Annotated in this window: 18 protein-coding genes and 1 pseudogene; 7 read left to right on the top strand and 12 right to left on the bottom strand. The window is 72.8% G+C overall.

Annotation, left to right across the window (positions count from 1 at the left end; all coding sequences use genetic code 11):
• The 6 genes from BU204_RS17035 to BU204_RS17010 all read right to left on the bottom strand — a co-directional run bounded on the left by BU204_RS17035 (nucleotide 1) and on the right by BU204_RS17010 (nucleotide 7,410).
• Nucleotides 1-525: a YbaB/EbfC family nucleoid-associated protein gene (locus BU204_RS17035; protein ID WP_233160373.1), complete on the bottom strand. Its 525-nt coding sequence runs from the start codon at nucleotides 523-525 to the stop codon at nucleotides 1-3.
• The gene (locus tag BU204_RS17030; RefSeq protein ID WP_075126673.1) at nucleotides 522-1,541 is read right to left on the bottom strand and encodes a DUF6346 domain-containing protein; all 1,020 of its coding nucleotides are present in this window, start codon (nucleotides 1,539-1,541) and stop codon (nucleotides 522-524) included. The genes BU204_RS17035 and BU204_RS17030 overlap by 4 nt, the downstream gene beginning before the upstream one ends.
• A gap of 21 nt (nucleotides 1,542-1,562) precedes the next feature.
• Nucleotides 1,563-2,312: a GAF and ANTAR domain-containing protein gene (locus BU204_RS17025; RefSeq protein WP_075126759.1), complete on the bottom strand. Its 750-nt coding sequence runs from the start codon at nucleotides 2,310-2,312 to the stop codon at nucleotides 1,563-1,565.
• Between the two features lie 257 nt (nucleotides 2,313-2,569).
• A complete protein-coding gene (locus BU204_RS17020; protein WP_143229548.1) occupies nucleotides 2,570-5,080 on the bottom strand; it encodes an NPCBM/NEW2 domain-containing protein in 2,511 nt (836 codons plus the stop codon).
• 134 nt (nucleotides 5,081-5,214) lie between these two features.
• Nucleotides 5,215-6,198: an aldo/keto reductase gene (locus BU204_RS17015; RefSeq protein ID WP_075126671.1), complete on the bottom strand. Its 984-nt coding sequence runs from the start codon at nucleotides 6,196-6,198 to the stop codon at nucleotides 5,215-5,217.
• 9 nt (nucleotides 6,199-6,207) lie between these two features.
• On the bottom strand, nucleotides 6,208-7,410 hold the full coding sequence (locus BU204_RS17010) for a PucR family transcriptional regulator (protein ID WP_233160372.1): 1,203 nt from the start codon (nucleotides 7,408-7,410) through the stop codon (nucleotides 6,208-6,210).
• A 199-nt stretch (nucleotides 7,411-7,609) separates the two neighbouring features.
• Here BU204_RS17010 and BU204_RS17005 point away from each other — a divergent pair, with 199 nt between their 5' ends.
• On the top strand, nucleotides 7,610-8,845 hold the full coding sequence (locus BU204_RS17005) for a YncE family protein (protein WP_075126757.1): 1,236 nt from the start codon (nucleotides 7,610-7,612) through the stop codon (nucleotides 8,843-8,845).
• Between the two features lie 30 nt (nucleotides 8,846-8,875).
• Here the strand turns inward: BU204_RS17005 and BU204_RS17000 are convergent, their stop codons facing one another.
• Nucleotides 8,876-9,511: a nucleotidyl cyclase domain-containing protein gene (locus BU204_RS17000; RefSeq protein ID WP_075126670.1), complete on the bottom strand. Its 636-nt coding sequence runs from the start codon at nucleotides 9,509-9,511 to the stop codon at nucleotides 8,876-8,878.
• Nucleotides 9,512-9,811: 300 nt separating this feature from the next.
• On the opposite strand from BU204_RS17000, the gene BU204_RS16995 reads away from it, so the two are divergent.
• On the top strand, nucleotides 9,812-10,915 hold the full coding sequence (locus tag BU204_RS16995; protein ID WP_075126669.1) for a helix-turn-helix domain-containing protein: 1,104 nt from the start codon (nucleotides 9,812-9,814) through the stop codon (nucleotides 10,913-10,915).
• Nucleotides 10,887-12,110, top strand: coding sequence for a hypothetical protein (locus BU204_RS16990; protein WP_075126668.1), 1,224 nt, complete (start codon nucleotides 10,887-10,889; stop codon nucleotides 12,108-12,110). Before BU204_RS16995 ends, BU204_RS16990 begins: the two co-directional genes overlap by 29 nt.
• Here the strand turns inward: BU204_RS16990 and BU204_RS16985 are convergent.
• The 3 genes from BU204_RS16985 to BU204_RS16975 all read right to left on the bottom strand — a co-directional run bounded on the left by BU204_RS16985 (nucleotide 12,033) and on the right by BU204_RS16975 (nucleotide 15,075).
• A complete protein-coding gene (locus BU204_RS16985) occupies nucleotides 12,033-12,488 on the bottom strand; it encodes a GNAT family N-acetyltransferase (RefSeq protein WP_143229547.1) in 456 nt (151 codons plus the stop codon). The genes BU204_RS16990 and BU204_RS16985 overlap by 78 nt on opposite strands.
• 65 nt (nucleotides 12,489-12,553) lie before the next feature.
• On the bottom strand, nucleotides 12,554-13,825 hold the full coding sequence (locus tag BU204_RS16980; protein ID WP_075126667.1) for an SGNH/GDSL hydrolase family protein: 1,272 nt from the start codon (nucleotides 13,823-13,825) through the stop codon (nucleotides 12,554-12,556).
• 209 nt (nucleotides 13,826-14,034) lie between these two features.
• Nucleotides 14,035-15,075: a diguanylate cyclase gene (locus tag BU204_RS16975; protein WP_075126666.1), complete on the bottom strand. Its 1,041-nt coding sequence runs from the start codon at nucleotides 15,073-15,075 to the stop codon at nucleotides 14,035-14,037.
• A 178-nt stretch (nucleotides 15,076-15,253) separates the two neighbouring features.
• Between BU204_RS16975 and BU204_RS16970 the strand changes: the two genes are divergently transcribed.
• The 3 genes from BU204_RS16970 (at nucleotide 15,254) to BU204_RS16960 (ending at nucleotide 17,521) form a co-directional block, all read left to right on the top strand.
• Nucleotides 15,254-15,715, top strand: a complete 462-nt coding sequence (locus BU204_RS16970; RefSeq protein WP_075126665.1) for a helix-turn-helix domain-containing protein — start codon at nucleotides 15,254-15,256, stop codon at nucleotides 15,713-15,715.
• Between the two features lie 97 nt (nucleotides 15,716-15,812).
• Nucleotides 15,813-16,367, top strand: a complete 555-nt coding sequence (locus tag BU204_RS16965; protein ID WP_075126664.1) for a hypothetical protein — start codon at nucleotides 15,813-15,815, stop codon at nucleotides 16,365-16,367.
• Nucleotides 16,358-17,521, top strand: a complete 1,164-nt coding sequence (locus BU204_RS16960; protein WP_233160371.1) for an MAB_1171c family putative transporter — start codon at nucleotides 16,358-16,360, stop codon at nucleotides 17,519-17,521. Before BU204_RS16965 ends, BU204_RS16960 begins: the two co-directional genes overlap by 10 nt.
• Before the next feature lie 109 nt (nucleotides 17,522-17,630).
• On the opposite strand, the pseudogene BU204_RS41315 reads toward BU204_RS16960, so the two are convergent.
• Nucleotides 17,631-18,845: pseudogene (locus BU204_RS41315) on the bottom strand (MFS transporter); the annotation flags it as partial.
• 47 nt (nucleotides 18,846-18,892) lie between these two features.
• Here BU204_RS41315 and BU204_RS41310 point away from each other — a divergent pair.
• Nucleotides 18,893-19,531, top strand: a complete 639-nt coding sequence (locus BU204_RS41310) for a CGNR zinc finger domain-containing protein (protein WP_143229546.1) — start codon at nucleotides 18,893-18,895, stop codon at nucleotides 19,529-19,531.
• Nucleotides 19,532-19,698: 167 nt separating this feature from the next.
• Here the strand turns inward: BU204_RS41310 and BU204_RS16945 are convergent, their stop codons facing one another.
• Nucleotides 19,699-20,493, bottom strand: a complete 795-nt coding sequence (locus BU204_RS16945; protein ID WP_075126660.1) for a DNA-formamidopyrimidine glycosylase family protein — start codon at nucleotides 20,491-20,493, stop codon at nucleotides 19,699-19,701.
• Nucleotides 20,494-20,580: the final 87 nt, after the last annotated feature.

Here is a 20,580-nt window from a genome sequence, read left to right as displayed (position 1 = left end):
TCATCCCCTCCACACGGAGTCGAACGGCTCGTCCGGATCGTCGTCGGTGTCGGCCCGCCGCGGCCGCGGCGTCGGCGGACCCGCGGGCGGCGGCTCGTGGCGCAGGGGGGACTCCGGCCCCGGCGGCGCCTCCGCGGCCGGATCCGCGGCCGGATCCTCGGGCTCCTCCCGGGCGGCGACGGTGATCTGGTCGCGGAGGAAGTCCATCGCCGAGGAATCGCCGATCAGTGGGTGCAGGGTCTCCTGCATCTGCTCGGCGACCGCGGTCTGCGCCGTGCGGATCGTCTCGGTGATCAGCTCGGCGAGCTGGTTGGGGCCGTACTGCATGGCCTGGGGGGTCAGGCTCAGCCGCTCCAGCCGGCCACCCGGCGCCATCTCCACCGAGACCGACCGATCCGGGCTGGACACCTGGGCCCGCAGCTGCTTGAGCCGCGTCTGGGTCTCCTCGGCCCGTTGCTGGATCTCCCCCACCCGGCGCATGTAGTCGGCCAAACGGCGCTCGCCGGGCCCCAGGTCCCCGTTCATGTCCCGTTAGACGGAGGAACCGGACGGGCGGTTCCCCGCTCGGCCATCAGCTGGTCGACCATCCCCTGCGCGGACTGCCGTGTTCGAAGCATGATCACCAGCAGCGCCACCAGGAACAGTGCGTCCCGGGCGCCGGCCAGCACCACGTATGCCGGGGCGTCGGCCGGGAGGGCCCGGACCGCGCTCACCACGGCCCAGCCGGCCAGCGCCGCCACCACGGCGGCCGGAACCCAGCTCGTGCCGCCCGTCCTCGGCCGCCTGGCCTCCAGGTAGGGCTGTCCGTGGCGCAGGACCCGTGCGGCATCGCGGTGCACGGCCGACGCGACCAGCCCGGCCAGCACGGCGAACCCGGCCCCCACCCCGGTGACCAGGCCAGCGGGCGGGGCGACCAGCCACGCCCGCTCGAGCTCGGGCCACGGCGAGACGAACGCGCTGAGCCGCCGCGGCGCGTCGAACAGCGGGACCGACGCGAGGACCTCGAGCAGCCCGGCGCCCAGACCGGCCCAGGCGAACAGCCGCAGCCGCCGCACCCGCCGGGTCACCGGGGTGGCGGCGACCTCCGCCCCGGTCACCGGCCAGGGGTCCGGGCGTTCGCCCCGCCGGGCGGGACGTACCCGCACGAGCGAGCCGAGCGCCCCGAGGGTGAACCACAGGGTCAGCAGGGCCATTGCCACGGCCGCGACGTGCCCGGCGAGGAACCAGCGGGCGCTGTCGTTGCGCCCCGGTTCCCGGCCGGACTCGAACACCGGGACGTCCCGCTCGTCCGGGGCGAGCTGTCCGGGCGGGAACACCACGCGTTCGGTCCCGCCGCCGGTCCAGCGCACCTCCGCGCTACAGCCGAACGAGACACCAAGGCCCCACCGGCCGACCGGCCCGTACTCGGCGCACGAGGTCACCGTCGCGGTGCCCGTCCTCGTCGCGTCCGGCGAGCCCACCAGCACGTCGGCCATCCGCAGCACGGTGGCGAGCAGCAGGAAGGCGACCACGGCGGCCGGGAACAAGGCGAGCGCGCGCACCGGCGCACCTTACCGAGCCGCTCAGTCGAGGCTGGCGGTCACCGACTCCGCGACCTCGCGCAGCTTGACGTTCAGCTCCTGGGAGGTCCGGCGCAGCAGGTCGAACGCCTCCTCCGGGCTGACCCCGCGCCGGGCCATCAGGATGCCCTTGGCCTGCCCGATGGCGTCGCGGCTGTCGAGCGCCTCCCGCAGCTGCGCCTCGCGCAGCTCCCCCTTGGTCACGGCCTGGGTGGTGGCCACCGCGAGGGACGCGTGGGTGGCCAGGAGCAGCAGCACGTCCCGGTCCTGCTGCGGGATCCCCCGGGGGCGTCGCGAGTAGACGTTGAGCGCGCCGGAGAGCTGTGGGCTCGTCGCCTCCGGGAGCAACGCCGTGGACACCAGCGAACGGAAGCCGAGCGCCGCGGCGGCCGGACCGAACCGCGGCCACCGGGGGTCCTCGCCGAGGTCGTCGCTGGCCGCCATGGCGGGCCCCGCCGGGCGCGCCGCCTCCACGCACGCGCCCTCGCCGAAGCGGTACTGCAGTTGGTCGAGGTCGCTCGCCACCTGGTCGGTCTCCACCGGGGTGTGGAAGGCACCGTCCTCGCTGCGCAGCGTGACGCTCACCAGATCCGCACCGGGAACTATCTCACGGGTGGCGTACACCACCCGTTCCAACACGTCCCCCACTGAGCCCGAGTCCAACAAGGATCTGGTCAAGGCCACGAACTGCCCGGCAAGCTGTCCGGTCGCTTCGCTCAAGCCGCACTCCCATGCGCCGAGAAACAGGGATATCGGGACCCGTCGACGCTGGCTGCTCAACACGCGGAACCTTGTAGCCCACAACATTAGCCCAACGGTCCTAGGGCACGTCCCCACAGCCCGCGGTCGCGGTCTTCGCGCCCAGCCCGCCGCTGGCGGCGTTGTCGGACAGGCCAAGTACGACCCGGTACGAGGCCTGCCCTCCGCCTTGCCAGCGACGACCTGGATCACGAAGCCCATCGACCGGGACTGTGCGGACGCGCCCTAGCCGGTCGGTGAGCCTCGGGCGTTCACTCCTCGGCGGCGCGGACGTTGTCGATGTGGACGCGGTCGCCGCCGTTGAGGAACACCCACAGGGCACGGATCTGGGTGAGGTCGAGCTGCACCCCGGCCGGGCACTCGATCTCGGCGAACGCCGCCGAGACGGTGCGGCTGGCCCCGGCGCCGGTCCACGCCCAACGCCCGCCCTGGCACCAGCTCAGGTCGGGTCCCACCTGCACGGCGATCTCCCCGGTGGTGCCGCTGGTCGCGCCGCCCCGGACGTCGAACCGCAGGGCGGAGAAGCCCGACAGGTCCAGCGGCTCGGGCAGCACCCGGCCGAACCAGTTGCCCGACAGCGGCGTGTCCACCTGCAGCCCGTACTCGCCGTCGGTGTGGAAGGCGCTGGACCTGGCCATCGTGCCCCCGTCCCCGGGGTTGGCGATCGTCCAGTCCTCGGTGCCCGACTCGAACGAGACCAGGGTCCGCTCGACGGGCAGTACGGGGTCGTCCGGGGAAACGTCGCCACAGGTCAGGACCGGCGCTGCCCAGTCGGCGCTGTCGTTGACGACGGTGCCGTCCGGCGCCGGGCCACTACCGGTGGCCACCAGGCGCAGCCAGGTCGCCCCGGTGAGGTCGGCCACCAACGTCCGCGGGGCCTGTCCGGCGAGCACGTTCTCGGCCGAGGCCACCACCTCGTCGTCGGCGAGCACCGTGAACGCGGCCGGCACCGCGGCCGTGGCCGCGTCGTCGAGGCCGACGTCGGTGGTGAGCGAGGAGCACCGCCCGCCGAGGTAGTAGACGATCTCGCTGGGGGCCGCGGTACCGAGCCCTCGGGTGTGGACGCGGCCGCCGATGGTGATCAGCGAGCCATCCCCCTCCGCCGCGCCGCCGACGCTCAGGTCGACCTCCACCGGACCCCGCGCGCCCGCGGCGCGGACCGGCTCGAGGGTGCCGAGGTGGCGCCGGCCGTCCGGCGGCGCCGTGACCACCGTGGTCACCAGCTCACTCGTGGTCGAGCCCGGGGTGTGGTGCGGTCCCCACATGTAGTCGGCGGTGACGGTGATCGGGTGGGCCCCGGCCGCCGTGCCCTCGGGCGCGGTGACCGTCCAGGTCGTCGACAGCGACGCGTCCGGCGCCAGCTCGGACTGGTCGGCGGGCGAGGTGGTTACCACCGACCAGCCCTGGGGCGCCCGCACGGAGACCTCGACGTGGTGGATCGGGCCGGCGCCGCGGTTGGTCGCGGTCGTGGTGAGCGTGCCGCCCTCGGCGCCGGGGACCAGCGTGCCCAGCGCCGCACCCGCGGTCACCAGCGGCGCGGTCGACCCGGGGTCGTCGAGGGCGCGCACCCGGTACACGACGGTGCCGTGCGCCGGCACCGCGGCCGAGATCGTCGTCCCGGCCTGCCGAACCTGTCCGGTCCACACGTCCCGCAGCTGGTAGGCGCCCGCCGCGGGCAGGCCCGTCGCCGAGGCCTCGACGTCCACGGTGGCCAGCGCGTCGGTCGAGTTGTACAGCGCTATCGCCCGGTCCCCGTCGGCCAGCGGCTTGTCCAGGACCATGAGCCCGTCCCGGTCCTCGAGCACGGCGGCCTGAACGCCGAGCCGGTCCTGGTCGATCGCGACGACCTCCCGGTTGCCCAGGATCGCCAGGGTATCGGGACTCGCCGTGCGCAGGTCGGTTCCGATGAGCAGCGGCGCGGCCATCATCGCCCACATGCTCAGGTGGGTCCGGTACTCGGTGGCGGTCATCCCCCCGTTGCCGATCTCCAGCATGTCCGGGTCGTTCCAGTTCCCCGGCCCGGCATAGGGATGCAGCGGTGCGTTCTGGGCGATGATCGAGCGCAGGCTCGGCCAGTTGTCGCTGATGTCGCCGGTGGTCCGCCACAGGTCGCCCACGTCGTGCGCCCACTCCCATGGCCGGGACTGACCCCACTCGCAGATCGCGTAGACGATCGGGCGACCGGTGCGGTCCAGGGCCTCGCGCATGGCCGTGTAGCGGCGGACGAAGTCCGCCTGCGAACCGTCGGACTGGTTGTGGCAGTTGTCGTACTTCAGGTAGTCGACACCCCAGTCCGCCCAGGTCTGCGCGTCGATGTCCTCCTTGCCGAGGCTGCCGGGGTAGCCGGCGCAGGTCCTGGTGCCGGCGTCGCCGTAGATGCCGAGCTTGAGGCCCTTGCCGTGGACGTAGTCGGCGAGTCCGGCGATCCCGTTGGGAAACTTGACCGGGTCGGGCACCAGCCGCCCGTCCGGGCCCCGCTCGCGCATCGACCAACAGTCGTCGATGTTGACGTACTCATAGCCCAGCTCGGCGAGCCCGGAGGAGACCAGCACGTCCGCGGTCTCCCTGATCAGCGCCTCGCTGACGTCGCAGCCGAACGCGTTCCAGTTGTTGAACCCCATCGGCGGGGTCGGCGCGAGCGTCTCGGCGGACGCTCCCGCAGCGACGGGAGCGGACACGGCCGGCGGGGCCGCCGCCAGGACACCGCCAAGGAGGGTCAGGGCGGCTCCCACGGCAAGGGAAAGGCGTGTGGGACAACGCATCGAGCGCACCTCCACCGGCGGCGACGATGACGCGACGGGGCGACGTCACCGACTCAAACACCGAACCGGTTCAGCGTCAATTGCTGTGCGCTACTTATCTTTTTCAGTGCGTAACCACCGCCGCGCTGAACCGTTCACCACCGGTCGTGGACGTGTTCCCGGATCCGCTCGTCGTAGAGGCGGCGCAACGCGGCCTGGGTCTGGGCCGACAGCGGAGCCAGGTCGGCGGCTGCCGCGTTGGCCCTGGCCTGCCCGGCGTCGCGGGCGCCGGGGATGACCACGCTCACGCCGGGCTGGTCGAGCACCCAGCGCAGGGCCAGGGCGGCGGTCCCGGCCTCGCCGGCGAGGCCGGTCACCTCGCGGGCCGCGGAGACACCGACCTCGAACGGAACCCCGGAGAAGGTCTCGCCGACGTCGAACGCCTCCCCGTGCCGGTTGTAGGTGCGGTGGTCGTCGGCGCCGAACGTGGTGTTCTCGTCGTAGCGCCCGGACAGCAGCCCGCTGGCCAGCGGAACCCGCGCGATGATGCCGACGCCGGCCTGCTGGGCCGCCGGCAGCACCCGCTCCAGCGGCTTGCGGCGGAACACGTTGAGGATGATCTGCACGCTCGCGACGCCGGGCCGGGCGATCGCGGTCAGCGCCTCGGCACAGGTCTCCACCGACACGCCGTAGGCGGCCAGGGCACCCTCGTCGACCAGCTCGTCGAGCGCGTCGAACACCTCGTCGGTCGAGAACACCGGCGTGGGCGGGCAGTGCAGCTGGACCAGGTCGAGCCGGTCGACGCCGAGGTTGGCCCGGCTGCGGTCGGTCCAGGCGCGCAGGTTCTCCCGGGTGAAGGCCTCCGGCACGTGCGGGTCGGCGCGCCGACCGCACTTGGTCGCCACGACCACCCCGGCGTCCGGGCGCTCGGCGAGGAAGCGGCCGATCAGCCGCTCGCTGCGCCCGTCCCCGTAGACGTCGGCGGTGTCGAGGAAGGTGACCCCGGAGTCGACCGCGGCATGCAGCACGGCCAAGGCGTCCGCCTCGTCGACCCTGCCCCAGTCGGCCCCCAGCTGCCAGCAGCCGAGCCCGACGACGGAGACCTCACGGCCGGTGCGGCCGAGCACACGATGTTCCACGGTCGGACCCTACGTGCCCGGTGTCGCCGAGCTCCCGTCGGCCCAGGTGTGCAGGGCCCACCACCAGCACAGGGTGCGCAGGACGGTGGCGCCCTCGCCGGGCTCGAGCGGTAGGCCGGTCAGGTGGGTCAGCCGACCCAACCGGTACCGGACCGTGTTGGGGTGCACGTGCAGGGCGGCCGCGGTCTGGTCGACCCGCTGACCGTGGTCGAGGTAGGTGCGGGCGGTGCGCACCAGCTCGCGGTGGAACTCGTCGCCGCGGTCGAGCGCACCGAGGTAGGCGTCGACGAGCAGCCCGGCGAGCACCGGCTGCGCGGCGAGGGCGGTCTCCCCGGCCAGCTCGGTCAGCGCGTGGACTCCGCGCAGTCCGCGCCGTGCGGCCTCCCCCACGGCGGTCAGGCACAGCTCGTAGCGCGAGCGGATCCCGGGCAGGCGAGTGGCCGGGGCGGTGACCAGCAGCTCGCCGTCCAGCGGGGTGTCGGCCGCCGGTGGGCGGGGCGCCAGGCCGGCGAGCCGCCCCTCGACCAGGCCGAAGATCCCGCCACAGCCGGCGAGCCGCTGCTCGAGCGAGCGCGCGCGCACGGGGTCGGAGACGTCGGAGAGCACGCAGTGGTACCGCTCGCCGGCACGCAGCCCGGCCCGGCCGAGGTCCTCCTCGCCCAGCTCGCCGACCTCGCCGTTGAGCACGCGGCGCAGTACCTGGGTGTGGGCGTCGCGCGCGGTGCGCGAGAGCTCGAGGACCGCCCGGTGGTGCCCGCTGATCACGTGCCGTTCCAGCGCGCCGGCGAAGCGGGAGAACGCGACGAAGGCGTCCAGCATCTCCGCCGGCGCCACGCCCGCCGTCCGCCCCCGGGCGAGGGCGATGTCCACGGCCCGAATGCGTCCGGCGTGGACCCCGCGCAGCAGCGCCTCGATCGGCACGCCCTGCGCGGCCCGGTCCGCGCCCAGTGCCTCGGCCGCCGCGAAGACGCGGTCGCCCGGCTCCTCCGGCCGCCCGACCAGAGCGAGGCCGGCGGCGACCATCACCGCGATGTGGCGCCGGTTCTCCGCCTCCGGCAGCCGGGCGATGTCCGGGGAGGCCGCACGCGCCGCCGCGACCACCTCCTCGACCACGGACGGGTCGGCCGTCATGGTCGCGAGCACCTCGCCGAGCGTTCCCGGTCCGCCGGTCATCACCACCGCCTCCGCCAGCCGTTGCCAGGACGTGTGCACGCCTTCCCTTGCCGACCCTAGGGAACCGCTCGGCCGGCCCGCTCGCGCCACCCGTGCCGCTGACCGGAAACCGTTGTGCACCATGCACAAGCGGCCGGACTGGCGTTGGCGACCGGTTCCTACCGCGGTCCCGCGGAGCACTGGTTTGCTGTGAGCTACCGCACGGTAACAACCAGCGCCGTGATTGGAGATCGACACGATGAAGTGGCATCCCCGAAACCTCGTGGCCGCGGTCGTCGCCGCGGCCTCGGTCGTCACACTGGCCGGCCCCACCTCGGCCGCGGAACCCGCCGCGCTGCGGGAGGTACTGATCGTCGGCAACAACTGGGAGGGCACTGCCGACGTGCTCGCCTCGACACCCGACCTGCGCCGCATCGGCCGGCTGAACGTCATCCCCGACAAGGACCAGCGGCTGCTCGAGATCTACCTCAACCCGATCCGCCTCGCCTACTTCCTGGGCATCCGGGAGACCGTCGGCGAGGGTCACGACCAGTTCGTCGACGACATGTACACGACCCCGGACGGGAGCGCCCTGGTGGTGTCCCGGCCCAGCTTCGCCGACGTGGTCTCGATCGACCTCGCCGACGGCGGGGTGAACTGGCGCTTCCCGGTGTCCGGCTTCCGCGCCGACCACATGGCCGTCTCCCCCGACGGCAGGCGGGTGGCGGTGTCCGCGTCGACGTCGAACACCGTGCACGTGCTCGACATCGTCACCGGCCGCGAGCTGGGCTCGTTCGCGACCGGCGACAAGCCGCACGAGAACACCTTCGTCGGCGGCGGGCGGTACCTGTGGAACTCCTCGATCGGTGAGGTGAACACCGCCCTCGACGACCCCGCACTGGACTGGACCAAGGGCGACCGGCGCATCACCGTCGCCGACGCCACCACGTTCCGCCAGGTACGGGTGATCGACATGCGCCAGCGGCTGGACGCGTTCGGCCGCTCGGACCTGTCCGACGCGGTGCGCCCGGTGGCGTTCTCGCCGGACGAGTCGAAGCTGTACTTCCAGGTGTCGTTCTACAACGGCTTCCTCGAGTACGACGTCGCCACCGACCGGATCACCCGGGACAAGACACTCCCGAAGAACCCGGCGACGACCGAGGACCGGACGAAGTGGATCAACGACTCCCGCCACCACGGCCTGTCGATGAGCCCGTCCGGGGACAAGCTCTGCGTCGCGGGCACGATGGACGACTACGCCACGGTCGTCGACCGCGCCACGCTCCGGGAGGGCCCGCTGGTGACCGCCATCAAGCCGTACTGGGCGACGGTCAGCGGCGACGGGCGTGCCTGTGTGGTGTCCGAGAGCGGCTCCGACCGGGTCACCTCGATCGACTTCGCCACCGGCAACAAGATCGCCTCGGTGCCGGTGGGCGACCACCCGCAGCGGGTGCGGCTCGGCCACGTCCCCCAGGGCTGGACGGGCACGAACTGAGGCAGGACCGACAGCGAACAGCGGCGCCCGTCAGGACACCCGGTCGATCCGGGACAGCGTGCCGGCCACGGGCTGTGCCTCGGCCGGCACCTGGACCCAGCCCAGGTAGTCCTGGCGGGCGACCTCCACCCGGACCAGCTGCTCGAAGGTCCGGGCGTCGATCCGCTCGTAGCCGTGCCGCACGACCGAGCGGTACACGAGGTCGGAGACCACCAGCACGAGCGGCCCGTCGGCCCGCTGCAGCCGGCTCTTGAGCTCGGCGTCGTCCAGCAGCCGCACGGCGATGTCGACGTCCTCGCCGTAGACACCCCGGCCGTCGAAGTGGACCGTCCCGGTGTGGAGGGCCGCGCGCAGCCGGAAGGCGCGGTCGGGGTGGGCCCTGGCGTGCCAGGACAACAGGTCGTTCAACCGGGGGGTGAAGGTGTCGAGCAGCCGGGTGATCGGCACCTGGTCGGAGAAGTGGAGCAGGGCGAGCGCTCCGTCGCCGCGGTCGACGAACGGATCGCGGAGGTAGTCCGGCACGCCCGTGACCCGGAGCGCGTCCTCGAACGCGTCGTACATGTCGTTGCGGAGCCGTGCCCGCGCGATGTTGGTCCTATTCGTGGATCCCTCGATGTCCACTGCCACGATGATCCGGTGCCGCGGCAGGATGGGCCAGGTGGTCATGACCGACTCGCCGGGCGCTCATGTGCGGAGGACCGAGTAGGCCCGGAGGGCCGCGGTCCCGCGTCGGAACAGGTCTCGTCGGTGTCGGTGCGGCGCCACGATCTTCATCTGCTGCTCCCAACCTTGATCCGAGGCGGATATTCAGCTACATTCAGCCATGTTCGCTGAAGTTGTGAACTTTTCTTGAGTTCAGAGTAGAGCGGCAAGAGCCCGGAATCAATAGAGCGGGAGACGCGCCGTGGTCAAGCAACAGAAGAATTCAGATGCGTTCACTGAAGTTTTCCTGGAAGATGTGCTCCCGTGAACTCGGCTGAGGACCCGGCCGTCCAGCTCGCGCGGCGACTCCGCTCGCTGCGGGTACACACCTGGCCCCACCGCCGGATCACCCAGGCCCAGCTCGCCGAGGCGCTCCGGGCGAGCGTCCCGCTGATCTCGTCCTGGGAGAACACGAAGAAGCCCACCGTCCCGCCCCGCGCGCGGCTCGCGGCCTACGCCAGGTTCTTCGCCACCGAGCGCTCGCTCGCCAGCACCCCGTACCGGGTGCCCGACGAGCTCGACGAGCAGGAACATGCCCGCGCAGAGGAGTTGCTGGAGGAGCTGCTGAAGTTCAGCACGGCCGCGCTGAACAAGCCGGACGAGGACGTGCCGACAACCGCCGAGTCGCCGCTGGGTGGCGGCATCTGGCGGTTTCAGCCCGGGCAGGACGTCACGATCGTCTGCTCGGAGCTGCCACGCGCCTACCTGGACCGGATGCCCTACACCGATCCCGAGGCGCCGGACTACGTCGCCCTCTACCGCCTCGCCGACCTGGACGCGCTGCTGGAGCTGTTCGGCCACGTGCGTGCGGCGAACCCGCGCAACGAGGTCCGGTTCCGCACCCCGGCCGAGATCAAGGCAGACGACCTCACCACCCACCTCGTCCTGCTCGGCGGGGTGGACTGGAACCGCATCACCGGCGAGCTGCTGCGCCGCGAGGACCTGCCGGTGCGTCAGCAGCCGCGGCCGACCGACGCCGAGCCGGCGGGCTTCGAGGTCGACGACGGAGACGGACCGCACCGGTTCGCACCGGTCCTGAGCACCGTCGAGGGTCGTGAGGTTCTCGACGAGGACGTAGGACATTTCTACCGTGCTCCCAACCCGTTCAACGCCAAGCGCACGGTCACCATCTGCAACGGCATGTACCAGCGCGGCACCTACGGCGCCGTCCGCGCGCTGACCGACGCGAAGTTCCGCGACCGCAACGACGAGTACCTGCGGACCAGGTTCGGCGAGCGGCGGACCTTCAGCGTGCTCTGCCGGGTTCCCGTCGTGAACCACCAAGTCATCACTCCGGACTGGACCATTCCGGAGATCCGCCTACACGAGTGGCCACCAGATGATCGAGAGCACGAGCGCGGTCGATGACCTCGAGACGCGCTCCAGGTACCACCACGAGTCGCACCGCACGCTGATCAGCACCGTGCGGGCGGGGGCCGGCGTCGCGCGCGACGTGGACGCGATCATCGTGCCCACGGCCCGGCCCGCACCGGCGATGCGCCACGCGATCGGGCTGGCCTCCCGGCTCGGCTGCACGCTGGTGGCGCTGTGCAGCAAGTCCTCCTCCGCGCGCGAGGTCGTCGCGCTCGCCGACGGGGTGGCCTCGGTGGTGGCGATCGACGTCCGCGGACCGCTGCGCGAGCTCGTGCCGCGGTTCGAGACCTGCTTCCTCATGGAGAACACCCGGTTCGAACGGCGCACCGACACCAGCCTCAAACGCAACCTGGGGCTGCTGCTGTCCCACCTGATGGGGTGGCGGCGGGTCGTGTTCCTCGACGACGACATCACGGTTCTCCGCGCCCAGGACCTGCGCGTCGCGGCGGGGCTGACCGACACGCATGCCGCGGTCGGGCTCAACGTGGTCGGCTATCCGGACAACTCCGTGGTCTGCCATGCCTACCGCGAGGCGGGCGGCCCCCAGAAGACGTTCATCGGCGGGGGCGCGCTCGCGGTCGGCGCGCGGTCGATGACCTCGTTCTTCCCCAATATCTACAACGAGGACTGGTTCTTCCTGCTGGACGACGAGGGCCTGCGCAGGTCCGCCGTCGCCGGGGAGGTGCGCCAGGCGCCGTACGACCCGTTCGCGACCCGTCAGCGGGCGGCGAAGGAGGAGCTCGGCGACCTCCTCGCCGAGGGCCTGTTCGCGTTGCTCGACGACGGGCGCACCACGAGGGACGCGACCCACCGGTTCTGGCGCGGGTTCCTGGTGACCCGGTTCCGGTTCATCAACGACGTGCTGGCGATGGTCGACTCGACGGTCCGCGACGGGGACCGGCGCAGGCGGATGCTGACCGCGCTCCGGGCGGCCAGGGCGCAGTGCGAGTCGATCCGCGCCGACCAGTGTGTGCGGTACCTGGCCGCCTGGCGGTCCGACCGCGTGCGGTGGCGCCAGCACCTGGACGAGCTCCGGGCACGCAAGGGACCCGAGGTCCGGGGCCTGGAGAAGCTGCTGTCCTACCTGGGGATCGCCCACGAGGCCTGGCACTCACGGCCTACCGGCCAGGGCCTTCACGAGAATGCGGCAGATCTCGGCCTCGCGCCGGCCGCGTCCGTCGGTCAGTGAGTAGCAGCGGATCGGCGGGTGCGGCCAGTCCCGGTAGCCGAGCCGCTGGTAGAGCCGGCCCGCCCGGATGTTGCCGAGCTCGACGGCCAGCGCCACGGCCCGGTGGCCCCGGCGACCGAGCTCGCGTTCCGCGGCGGCCACGAGCGCGGTACCCGTGCCGCGGGCCCGGTGGTCGACATGGACCTCGAGGTGGGTCAGCAACGGCGTGCCCGGCAGGAAGATCTGGAGCTCCGGCTCCTCGGCCCGCTCCCACCACAGGTACACGTCGCCGACCGGACGCCGCCGATGCCACGCGACGAGCAGCATTCCTCGGCCGTCGGCCTGACGTGCCAGGCGGTCGGCGAAGAACGCCCCCTGGCCCAGCTCGGCCACCAGCACCGGCAGGTCCGCGGGTTCGGCCGCGCTGATGCGCCGACTCCGCTCGGATACTCCTTTATGGACGGTCAGCGGAACAGGCGGCCGGGGACGGTGGCCGCCATCCTGGCCATACCGGCGTCGTTGGGGTGCAGGTGGTCGCCGCTGTCGTAGGCCGGGGCGAGGCGCTCGGGATCGGCCGGGTCGGCCACCGCCGCGGCGAAGTCGATCACCGCGTCGTACTCGCCTCCGGTGCGGATCCAGTCGTTGACCTCGGCCCACTTGGCCAGGTTCTCCTCGCTGGAGAACCCGGGCGTGCCCTCGAACGGCAGGATCGTGCCCCCGTAGACCCGCAGCCCCGCCTCGTGCGCGCGGGCGATGATCTGCCGGTGGGCCGCGATGATCTCCCGCGCGCTCACGGTCTCCGAGATGGGTGCGACGCTCCCGGGGTGGCCCAGGTCGTTCACACCGAGCAGCACGACCAGGTGCCGGGCTCCCGGCTGGGAGAGTACGTCCCGGTCGAACCGGCGCAGCGCGCTCTGGCCGAAGAACACCGCGAAGTTCTCCGCCTCGCTGCCCGGCGGCGGGTTGGGGTCGTGCAGCAGCCGGTTGCCGGCCACCCCCAGGTTGAGCGTGCCGAGACCGCGCACGCGCTCGGCGAGCAGGTCGGGCCAGCGGTTGTTGGCGTTCTGCTCGCTGGAGAAGCCGTTGGTGATCGAGTCGCCGAACGCGACCACCGCGGCGGCGCCCCGGGCGCTCGTGTGCACGGCGACCCCGGACAGGAAGTACCACTGGGTCACGGTGCGGACCGGTGCGACCGACTCGTCGTCGGTGACGTTGCCGTCGGCGACCGCGTTCTCCTGCAGGGCGAAGCTGTGCAGGGTGGTCACCGGGGTGTGCTCGGGCAGGTGGATGCTCACCACGAGGTCCGCCCGGGCTGGCACGGCGAGCGGTACCGGGTCGCTGAGCATCGGCGCACCGGCCGGGATCGTCACCGCCGGCTCGCCGGAGAAGGTGACCCGGCGGTCGGTGGCCGGCACGATGTCGGTGCCCGAGGTGCCCGCCCGCCGGGCGAGGTGAACCTCGCCCAACCGCAGCGGTTCGGTCCCGAACTCGTTGGTCAGCCGCAGGCGCACCCGGTCGCCGGGCAGGCTCAGGTGGACCACCTGGCGGATCGTCTGGTCGTCCAGCACCGGGGTGGCCGTCACCGGCGCGGCGGTGGGCACGCTCGCCCAACTGCCCACCCAACTCCCCCGCGCGGGCGGGCTCCCGCGGTCACCGGTCGCGATCCCGGCGCAGAGCAGGAGCAGCGCGGTGACCAGGAGCGCGAGGAACCGGGTGCGTTCTCGCCCGTGCGGCATGGCATCTCCTCGATGGGTGTCAGCCAGGCGGGCGGCGCCGGATTCCGCTGTCGTTCGAGGCTGCCCTGCCCGAAACTTCCGCAAGATTTCCGAACCTGTTGCGCCCGTCAGCGTACAAGTCGGGAAATGTCCGGCGGAAGAGCCCGCGGCGCCGGGTGCGGCCTACGTGAGCGCGTGGCGGTGGACTGCCCCCGCCCACCGCCACGCACTCACGCCCCTGCCGCCCCTGTGGAGCTGATCCTTCCCGCCCACTCCATGGCGGGAAGGAGCCTGTCGAGCAGCTCACGCGCGGCCAGCGTGAGCGAGCAGCAGACCACGACGTCCCCGTCGCGGTCGCAGGCGACCAGTCCGGCCCGCTCGAGCCGGTCCAGCACGGCGTCCAGCGAGCCGCCGGTCACGGCCATGTCCCGGTAGGGCATGGGGCCGCAGGACAGCGCCGCGAGCACGTCCAGCTCGTCCTCGCCGGGCAGCATCCGCAGCAGCGAACGCAGCTGCGCGGCGAGCACCGTCGCGTAGTCCGGCGGGTCCTCCCGCGGCACCAGCCGGCGCGGCGACTCCTGGCCCCACTCCGCGGACAGCTCGGCCAGGAACCGCCCCCCGCCCCCGCCGTTGGGCAGGATCGAGGGCAGCGCGCGAACGCCGAACGGACTCGTGCCGCTGCCGACCGCGGCGCTGGCGAGCCGGTCGCGCCCGGTCTGCTTGGCCCGGCGCAGCGCCCCGTCCGCCGCCTGGAACAGGGCGGTCAGGTCGTGGTCCGGGCCGTGGTCGCGGGCGGCCAGGCCGACGGAGGCGGTGAGGCCCCTGATCGTGGCGGTGCCGCCCCGGGCCGAGGGAACGGCGACGGCGACCGCGCGGATCTGGGCCAGCATCCGGCTCGCGACCCGCTCCCCCTGCTCGCGGTCGGTGGCCGGCAGCAGCACGAGGAACTCGTCGCCGCCGTACCCGCCGTACCGGCCCACGACGTCCATCTGACGCACCGCACCCCGCACCACCGAGGCGACCGCCCGCAGCACAACGTCCCCGGCCAGATGCCCGTGGACGTTGTTGACCTCGCGGAACCCGTCGAGGTCGAGCATCAGCAGGACCGCGGGGCGGTCACCGACCTGCTCGAGGATCTCCACGGCCGCCTCGTCCCATGCCCAGCGGTCCAGGAGACCGGTCAGCCGGTCTGTCGTGCGGAAACCAAGGACCTGGCCGCAGGCAGTGCAACACGGAGCCTCGGTGGTCTGGTCCGCTGTGGCGGGCCGCATCGCGGGGCCTCCCCGAGATTTACCCTTGTACGCCGGAAGGATGAGAGTACCTTTCACGTGAGTGGATGCCCTGTGCGAAAGCGTAGACTGACCGACGGTCCAGTTTCAACTGAAGAAAATGACCGCGAGCGTTCTGTCCTGCCCCTGGGTAGAAAGCAGCGCGGTGGGGAGGCCACCGATGGTTGAGCAGGCGCCCCGGCGAGGGCGGAGCCTGGCCGACAAGCTGAACCACTTGTTCGCCAGCACGACCCCGCGGAGCGGTCAGGAGTACAGCAACGAACAGGTCGCCGCGGCCATCGTCGCCAGCGGCGTGACCATCTCGCAGAGCTACATCTGGCAGCTCCGCAAGGGCAAGAAGGACAACCCCACCTTCAAGCACCTGCAGGCCCTCGCCGCGTTCTTCGGCGTCCCGGTCTCCTACTTCTTCGACGACGAGGTGACCGACCGCGTCGACCAGCAGCTCGAGGAGCTCCGGGCCGAACAGGAGCGACTCAACGAGATCATGGGCAGCAGCGACGCCCAGCTGATGGCGCTGCGCGCCGGGGAGCTGTCGCCGGCGGGCCGCCGCCAGGTGATGGACCTGCTCGACGTCGTGCACCGGTTGGAGCAGGCCGAGCGCGGCACTGCGCCAGAGGGGTGAAACGAGAAGACTCACCTTCGTGAGGTCCTGACGGCAACCGCCGGCCCTCTGGAAAACTGCTGACCCACAGATGCGGGTGAGTCGGGGAGGTGTAGAGGTGCGCGAACGCGAGCTGCGTCGACGATGCCGGAAGCTGCTCAACGAGCTGGACATCCGCCCACCGCTGGACGTGCACGAGCTGTGTCGGCGGGTCGGGCAGCAACGGGGGAAGCCGATCCGGCCCCTCGCCCACCCGATCCCGGTACCGGGACCGTTCGGCGCCTGGATCTCCACCCAGTCGGCCGACTACATCCTGTACCAGCAGGAGACGAGCAAGGCCCACCAGGGCCACATCATCCTGCACGAGCTCGGGCACATCCTGGCCGGCCACCGCAGCGACGAGGACGACGACGGCCTGCTCGGCCAGCTCTACCCCGGCGTGGAACCGGACTCCCTGCGCGGGCAGTACCCCGACCTGGCCCCCGACGCGGTCCGCCGTGCGCTGCGCCGGACCTCCTACGACTCCGACCACGAACGGGAAGCGGAGACCGTGGCCACGATCATCCTCGAGTGGGCGTCGGTGCTCGACTCGGTCGGTCCGCCGGCGTCCTCCTCCGACGCCGCGGCCCAACGGATGGGGACCGCGTTGACGGACAGGTTGGGGTGGCTGTGACCTACACCGCCTTCGACATCGTCCACGGGATCGCCTCCTTCGGCGCGCTGGTCTGGATGCTGTACCTGGTCGCCCGCTCCCCCGGCGACGTGCGCCGCTGGGCCGTCGCCGGATTGCTCGCCGGCTGGTCGATCGCCTACCCGTTCGGCATCGCGGCCAGCGCAGGCGCGGTCTTCCTCGGCGTGGACCCGATGACCGCGCGCTACCTCCAGCACGCGTTCCTGCTGCTCGCGGCGTTCAGCCTGGTCTGCTTCTTCCAGTTCTCCGCGCTCGAGGCGGACCTGGCCCGCACCCGGGCGGTGCGGGAGGCCATCGGCCTGGTCCTCGCGCTGACCGTGATGACGATCGCCAACGCCGCCATCCCCGACGACCTCCGGGTCGCGGCGGCGACCGTGACCTCGACCCCGGGCGAGGGACCGGTCGGCGTGCACAGCATCGCCGCCTTCTACGTGGCGGCCAACAGCTACCTGCTCTACGCCTTCGCCGCGGCCGGCCTGTGGACCCGCCGCTACGCCCGCGGCGCCGAGCCGCGGCTGCGCCGGGGGCTGCGGGTGGCCGCGGTCGGTCTGGCGTCGATCTCGCTGGCCGGAGCGACGTTCGTGGTGTCCAACGTGAGCCGCTGGGCCGGCACCCCCGCGCCGCCGCCGGTCGTGGCGACCAGCATCTTCCTCCTACTGCTCGGGATCGTGCTGTTCCTCGCGGGCATGCTGTACCCGACCCTGGTGACCCGCCTCGCCGCGCTGCGCGTCTGGGCACGGCACCGCCGCGCCTACCGGCAACTTCGTCCTCTGTGGACCATGCTGAACGAGCGGTTCCCGCAGGACGCGCTGAACCGGGTGCCAGCGAGCCCCTGGCGGGACGCGCTGAGCCTGCGCGGGGTGCACCGCCGCTACTACCGCCGGGTCATCGAGTGCCGGGACGGGTTGGTCCGGATCAGCCCCTACCTCGCGAGCATGGGCGTCGAGCCGGCCGACCTGGCGGTCCCGGAGCGCCTGGCGACCCAGCTCACCGGTGCGCTGCGCGCCCACGCGGAGGGGAAGACGGTGCCGCCGCAGGCGATCCCGATCGCGCTTCCCCAGGAGGACAGCCTGGACGCCGACGTCGACCGCCTGGTCGAGCTGTCCCACGCGGTCGCGCGGACCGGCGGCTCCTGACGCCCAGACCGGCCAGGGCGACGGCCGCGGCACAGAGGAACCCGGTCCGGAAGGTGCCGGGGTCGGTCGCGGTCACCAGCGGGGCGACGACGGCCAGGCCCAGCGCCGTGCCGACCTGGGCCGCGGAGTTCAGCACCCCGGCGGCCACCCCCTGGTGCTCGGCAGCCACCGACTCCGTACCGGTGTTGGTCGCGGCCACCGAGGCCACGCCGAGGCCGGCACCGGTGACCGCGAACGCGCCGAGCAGCACGGCCACCGGCGAGCCGACCCCCGGCACGGTCACCAGCGCCGCGGCCCCGACGGCGACCGCGGTGAAGCCGGCCGCGAGCGAGAACTGGGCGCCGAACCGCCGCAGCGCCGCGGGACCGGCGAACGAACCGGCGATCACCGCGAGGTTGAACGCCGGGAACAGCAGCGACGCGGCCAGCGGCGGAAACCGCAGCACCTGCTGGACGTAGAGCGCGGACAGGTACATGGCCGGGGTGGTGCTCGCGGTGAGCAGCAGCCCGGCGAGCGCGGCGCCGCGGAACGGGGCCACACCGGCCAGCCACGGCGGGAGGACCGGCTCGGGCACCTGGCGCAGGTGCCACCCGACCGCCGCCGCCGCACCCGCCGCGAGCAGCAGCGGGACCCAGGCGGTCGGGCTGGTGACGCCGTGCTCGCCGCTCTCGGTCAGGCCGTGCACCAGCAGGCCGAGCGCGGCGGTGACCAGGAGTGCGCCGCGCCAGTCCAGCCGCACCCCGGGCCGGCGCTCGCCGACGGGCAGGACGCGGGTGGTGACGGCCAACACGGCCACGGCGATCGGCACGTTCACCCAGAACACCGCCCGCCAGCCGAGATACTCGGTGAGCACGCCGCCGAGCACCCAGCCGCTCGCGCCACCGCCCGCGGCCGCGGCTGTCCACCAGCCGACCGCACGGCGTCGCGCGGGACCGGGCTCGGTCGACGCGCTGAGCAGCGCGAGCGCCGCGGGAGCCAGCAGTGCCGCCCCCAACCCCTGGACCGCGCGGGCCGCGACCAGCACCGCCGGCGACCAGGCCGCCGCGCACGCCCCCGACGAGGCGCCGAACACGGCGAGGCCGAGGCAGAACGCCCGCCGCGCGCCGAGCAGGTCGGCGACCCGGCCGGCGGGGACGAGCAGCGCGCCCAGCACGAGCGTGTAACCGGTGACCACCCAGGACATCCCCGCCTGGTCGAGGTCGAGCGAGGAGCCGACCGCTGGCAGGGCGGTGGTCACGATCGTCACGTCGAGCACCACGACGAACTGCGCGACGCAGATCACCGCCAGGCCGGCACCGCGAGTGTTTCCACCAAAACGGTCCATGGAGGTAACCCAAGCACAGCCGCCGGTTACTGGTAAAGTCGTGGTTGGTGGAAACATCCCGACCCGCAGGCGTCCGTGAGCTGCCGATCGTGGGCGGTCACCTCGCGCTCGACTTCGCCAACACGGTGGACGACCCGGAGGGACCGGCCCGCTTCGACCACGTCGCGACCTACCCCGGCCTGCTGGAGTGGTCGGTCCGGGTGCACACGGTCTCGGCCACCGACGCCGAGCGGCTGGCGGCGCTCCCCGACCCGGCGGACGCGCTGGCCCGCGCGCACACGCTGCGTTCGGCGCTCGGCGCCCTGTTCGCCGCAGTGACCGACGGTGCCCCGCCCGAGCCCCGGCACTGGGCCGCGCTGCGCGGGTTCGCCGCCGAGGCGGTGGCCAACGCAGAGCTCGTACCGGAGGGCTCGGGGTACACGCTGGGCTGGCCCCGGCCGCGGCGGCCGGAGTCGGTGCTCTGGCCGGTCGCGCACGCGGCCGTCGAGCTGCTCACCGCCGCGGACCTGGCACGGGTCAAGCGGTGCGCCGGATGTCCCTGGGTGTTCCTCGACCACTCCAGGAACTCCAGCCGGCGGTGGTGCGCGATGAACGACTGCGGAACCCACGCCAAGATCCGCCGGTACGTGGCGCGGCGCGCTGCGCGGCGCGACCAGCCGGCCGCGGGCGCGGACACCGGCGGGTGAGGTCTGGGGCGCGTCCGCACAGTCCCGGTCGATGGGCTTCGTGATCCAGGTCGTCGCTGGCAAGGCGGAGGGCAGGCCTCGTACCGGGTCGTACTCGGCCTGTCCGACAACGCCGCCAGCGGCGAGCTGGGCGCGAAGACCGCGATCGAGGGCTGTGCGGACGTGCCCTAGCCCTGGGGCGCCGGTCCCGGCTGGCAGTGCGGGCAGTAGTAGGTGATGCGTTCCCGCGCCCGCGGCCCCTGGTCGGCCTTGCGCACGCGGCCCCCGCAGCGCAGGCAGCCCTCGCGCTGCCGGCCGTAGACCCAGGTCTCCCGGCCCCGCCGCGGGTCACCGGTCGTGTTGCGGACCGGCCGCAGGGCGTTGCGAAGCAGCAACCGCCGCGCGAGGTCGACTGTCCTGTCCGGGTCCACGGCCGACACCGGAACCCACGGCGACACCCCGAGCAGGAAGCACATCTCGACCTTGAACACGTTGCCCACTCCGGCCATGAGCCGCTGGTCGAGCAGCGCGTCCCCCAGCTCGCGCTCGGGGTCGGCGGTCAGCCCGCGCACGGCCCGCGCGTGGTGCTCGTCGGACCAGTCGGGGTCGAGGAGGTCCGGCCCGAGGTGGTCGACGAGCCGGTGCTCCTCGGGGGTCCGCACCAGGGCCATCTCCAGGAGCAGGTTGCCGAGGGCGTACTTGTCCGACGTGGCGAGGACGGCTCGCGTGCGGTGCGAGATCGGCGGGCGGCGGGTGTGGATGCGCCAGGAGCCGTCCATGCCGAGGTGGCAGTGCAGGCTGATGTCCCCACCGAACCGCAGGAACAGGTGCTTGCCGACCGGGCGCGCCCCCTCGAACACCCGACCGGTGAGGTCGGCGGTCGCGAGCCGGGGATGGCGCAGCTCCGCGCGCCGTAGGACGGCGCCGCCGAGCGCGCTGGCCAGCCTCTGCGCGGTCGCGTAGACGGTGTCTCCCTCGGGCACGCCGCCAGCCTAGGCGGAGGTGGACGGCAGGGCTTCCTGCCCTGGGTGGGGGTGGTATCGGCAGCTGGTCGCCGGGGTGTCCAGGGG

The sequence above is a fragment of the Actinophytocola xanthii genome (assembly GCF_001921205.1).
Classification (GTDB): domain Bacteria; phylum Actinomycetota; class Actinomycetes; order Mycobacteriales; family Pseudonocardiaceae; genus Actinophytocola; species Actinophytocola xanthii.
The sequence above is the reverse complement of the archived record's forward strand: the minus strand, read 5'-3'. Positions and strand labels throughout refer to the sequence as shown.

Coding starts and splice junctions, on each gene's coding strand:
- BU204_RS16970 (WP_075126665.1), top strand. CDS start 15,254: ATGGTTGAGCAGGCGCCCCGGCGAGGGCGGAGCCTGGCCGACAAGCTG.
- BU204_RS17000 (WP_075126670.1), bottom strand. CDS start 9,511: ATGACCACCTGGCCCATCCTGCCGCGGCACCGGATCATCGTGGCAGTG.
- BU204_RS17035 (WP_233160373.1), bottom strand. CDS start 525: ATGAACGGGGACCTGGGGCCCGGCGAGCGCCGTTTGGCCGACTACATG.
- BU204_RS16975 (WP_075126666.1), bottom strand. CDS start 15,075: ATGCGGCCCGCCACAGCGGACCAGACCACCGAGGCTCCGTGTTGCACT.
- BU204_RS16990 (WP_075126668.1), top strand. CDS start 10,887: ATGATCGAGAGCACGAGCGCGGTCGATGACCTCGAGACGCGCTCCAGG.
- BU204_RS17005 (WP_075126757.1), top strand. CDS start 7,610: ATGAAGTGGCATCCCCGAAACCTCGTGGCCGCGGTCGTCGCCGCGGCC.
- BU204_RS17020 (WP_143229548.1), bottom strand. CDS start 5,080: ATGCGTTGTCCCACACGCCTTTCCCTTGCCGTGGGAGCCGCCCTGACC.
- BU204_RS16980 (WP_075126667.1), bottom strand. CDS start 13,825: ATGCCGCACGGGCGAGAACGCACCCGGTTCCTCGCGCTCCTGGTCACC.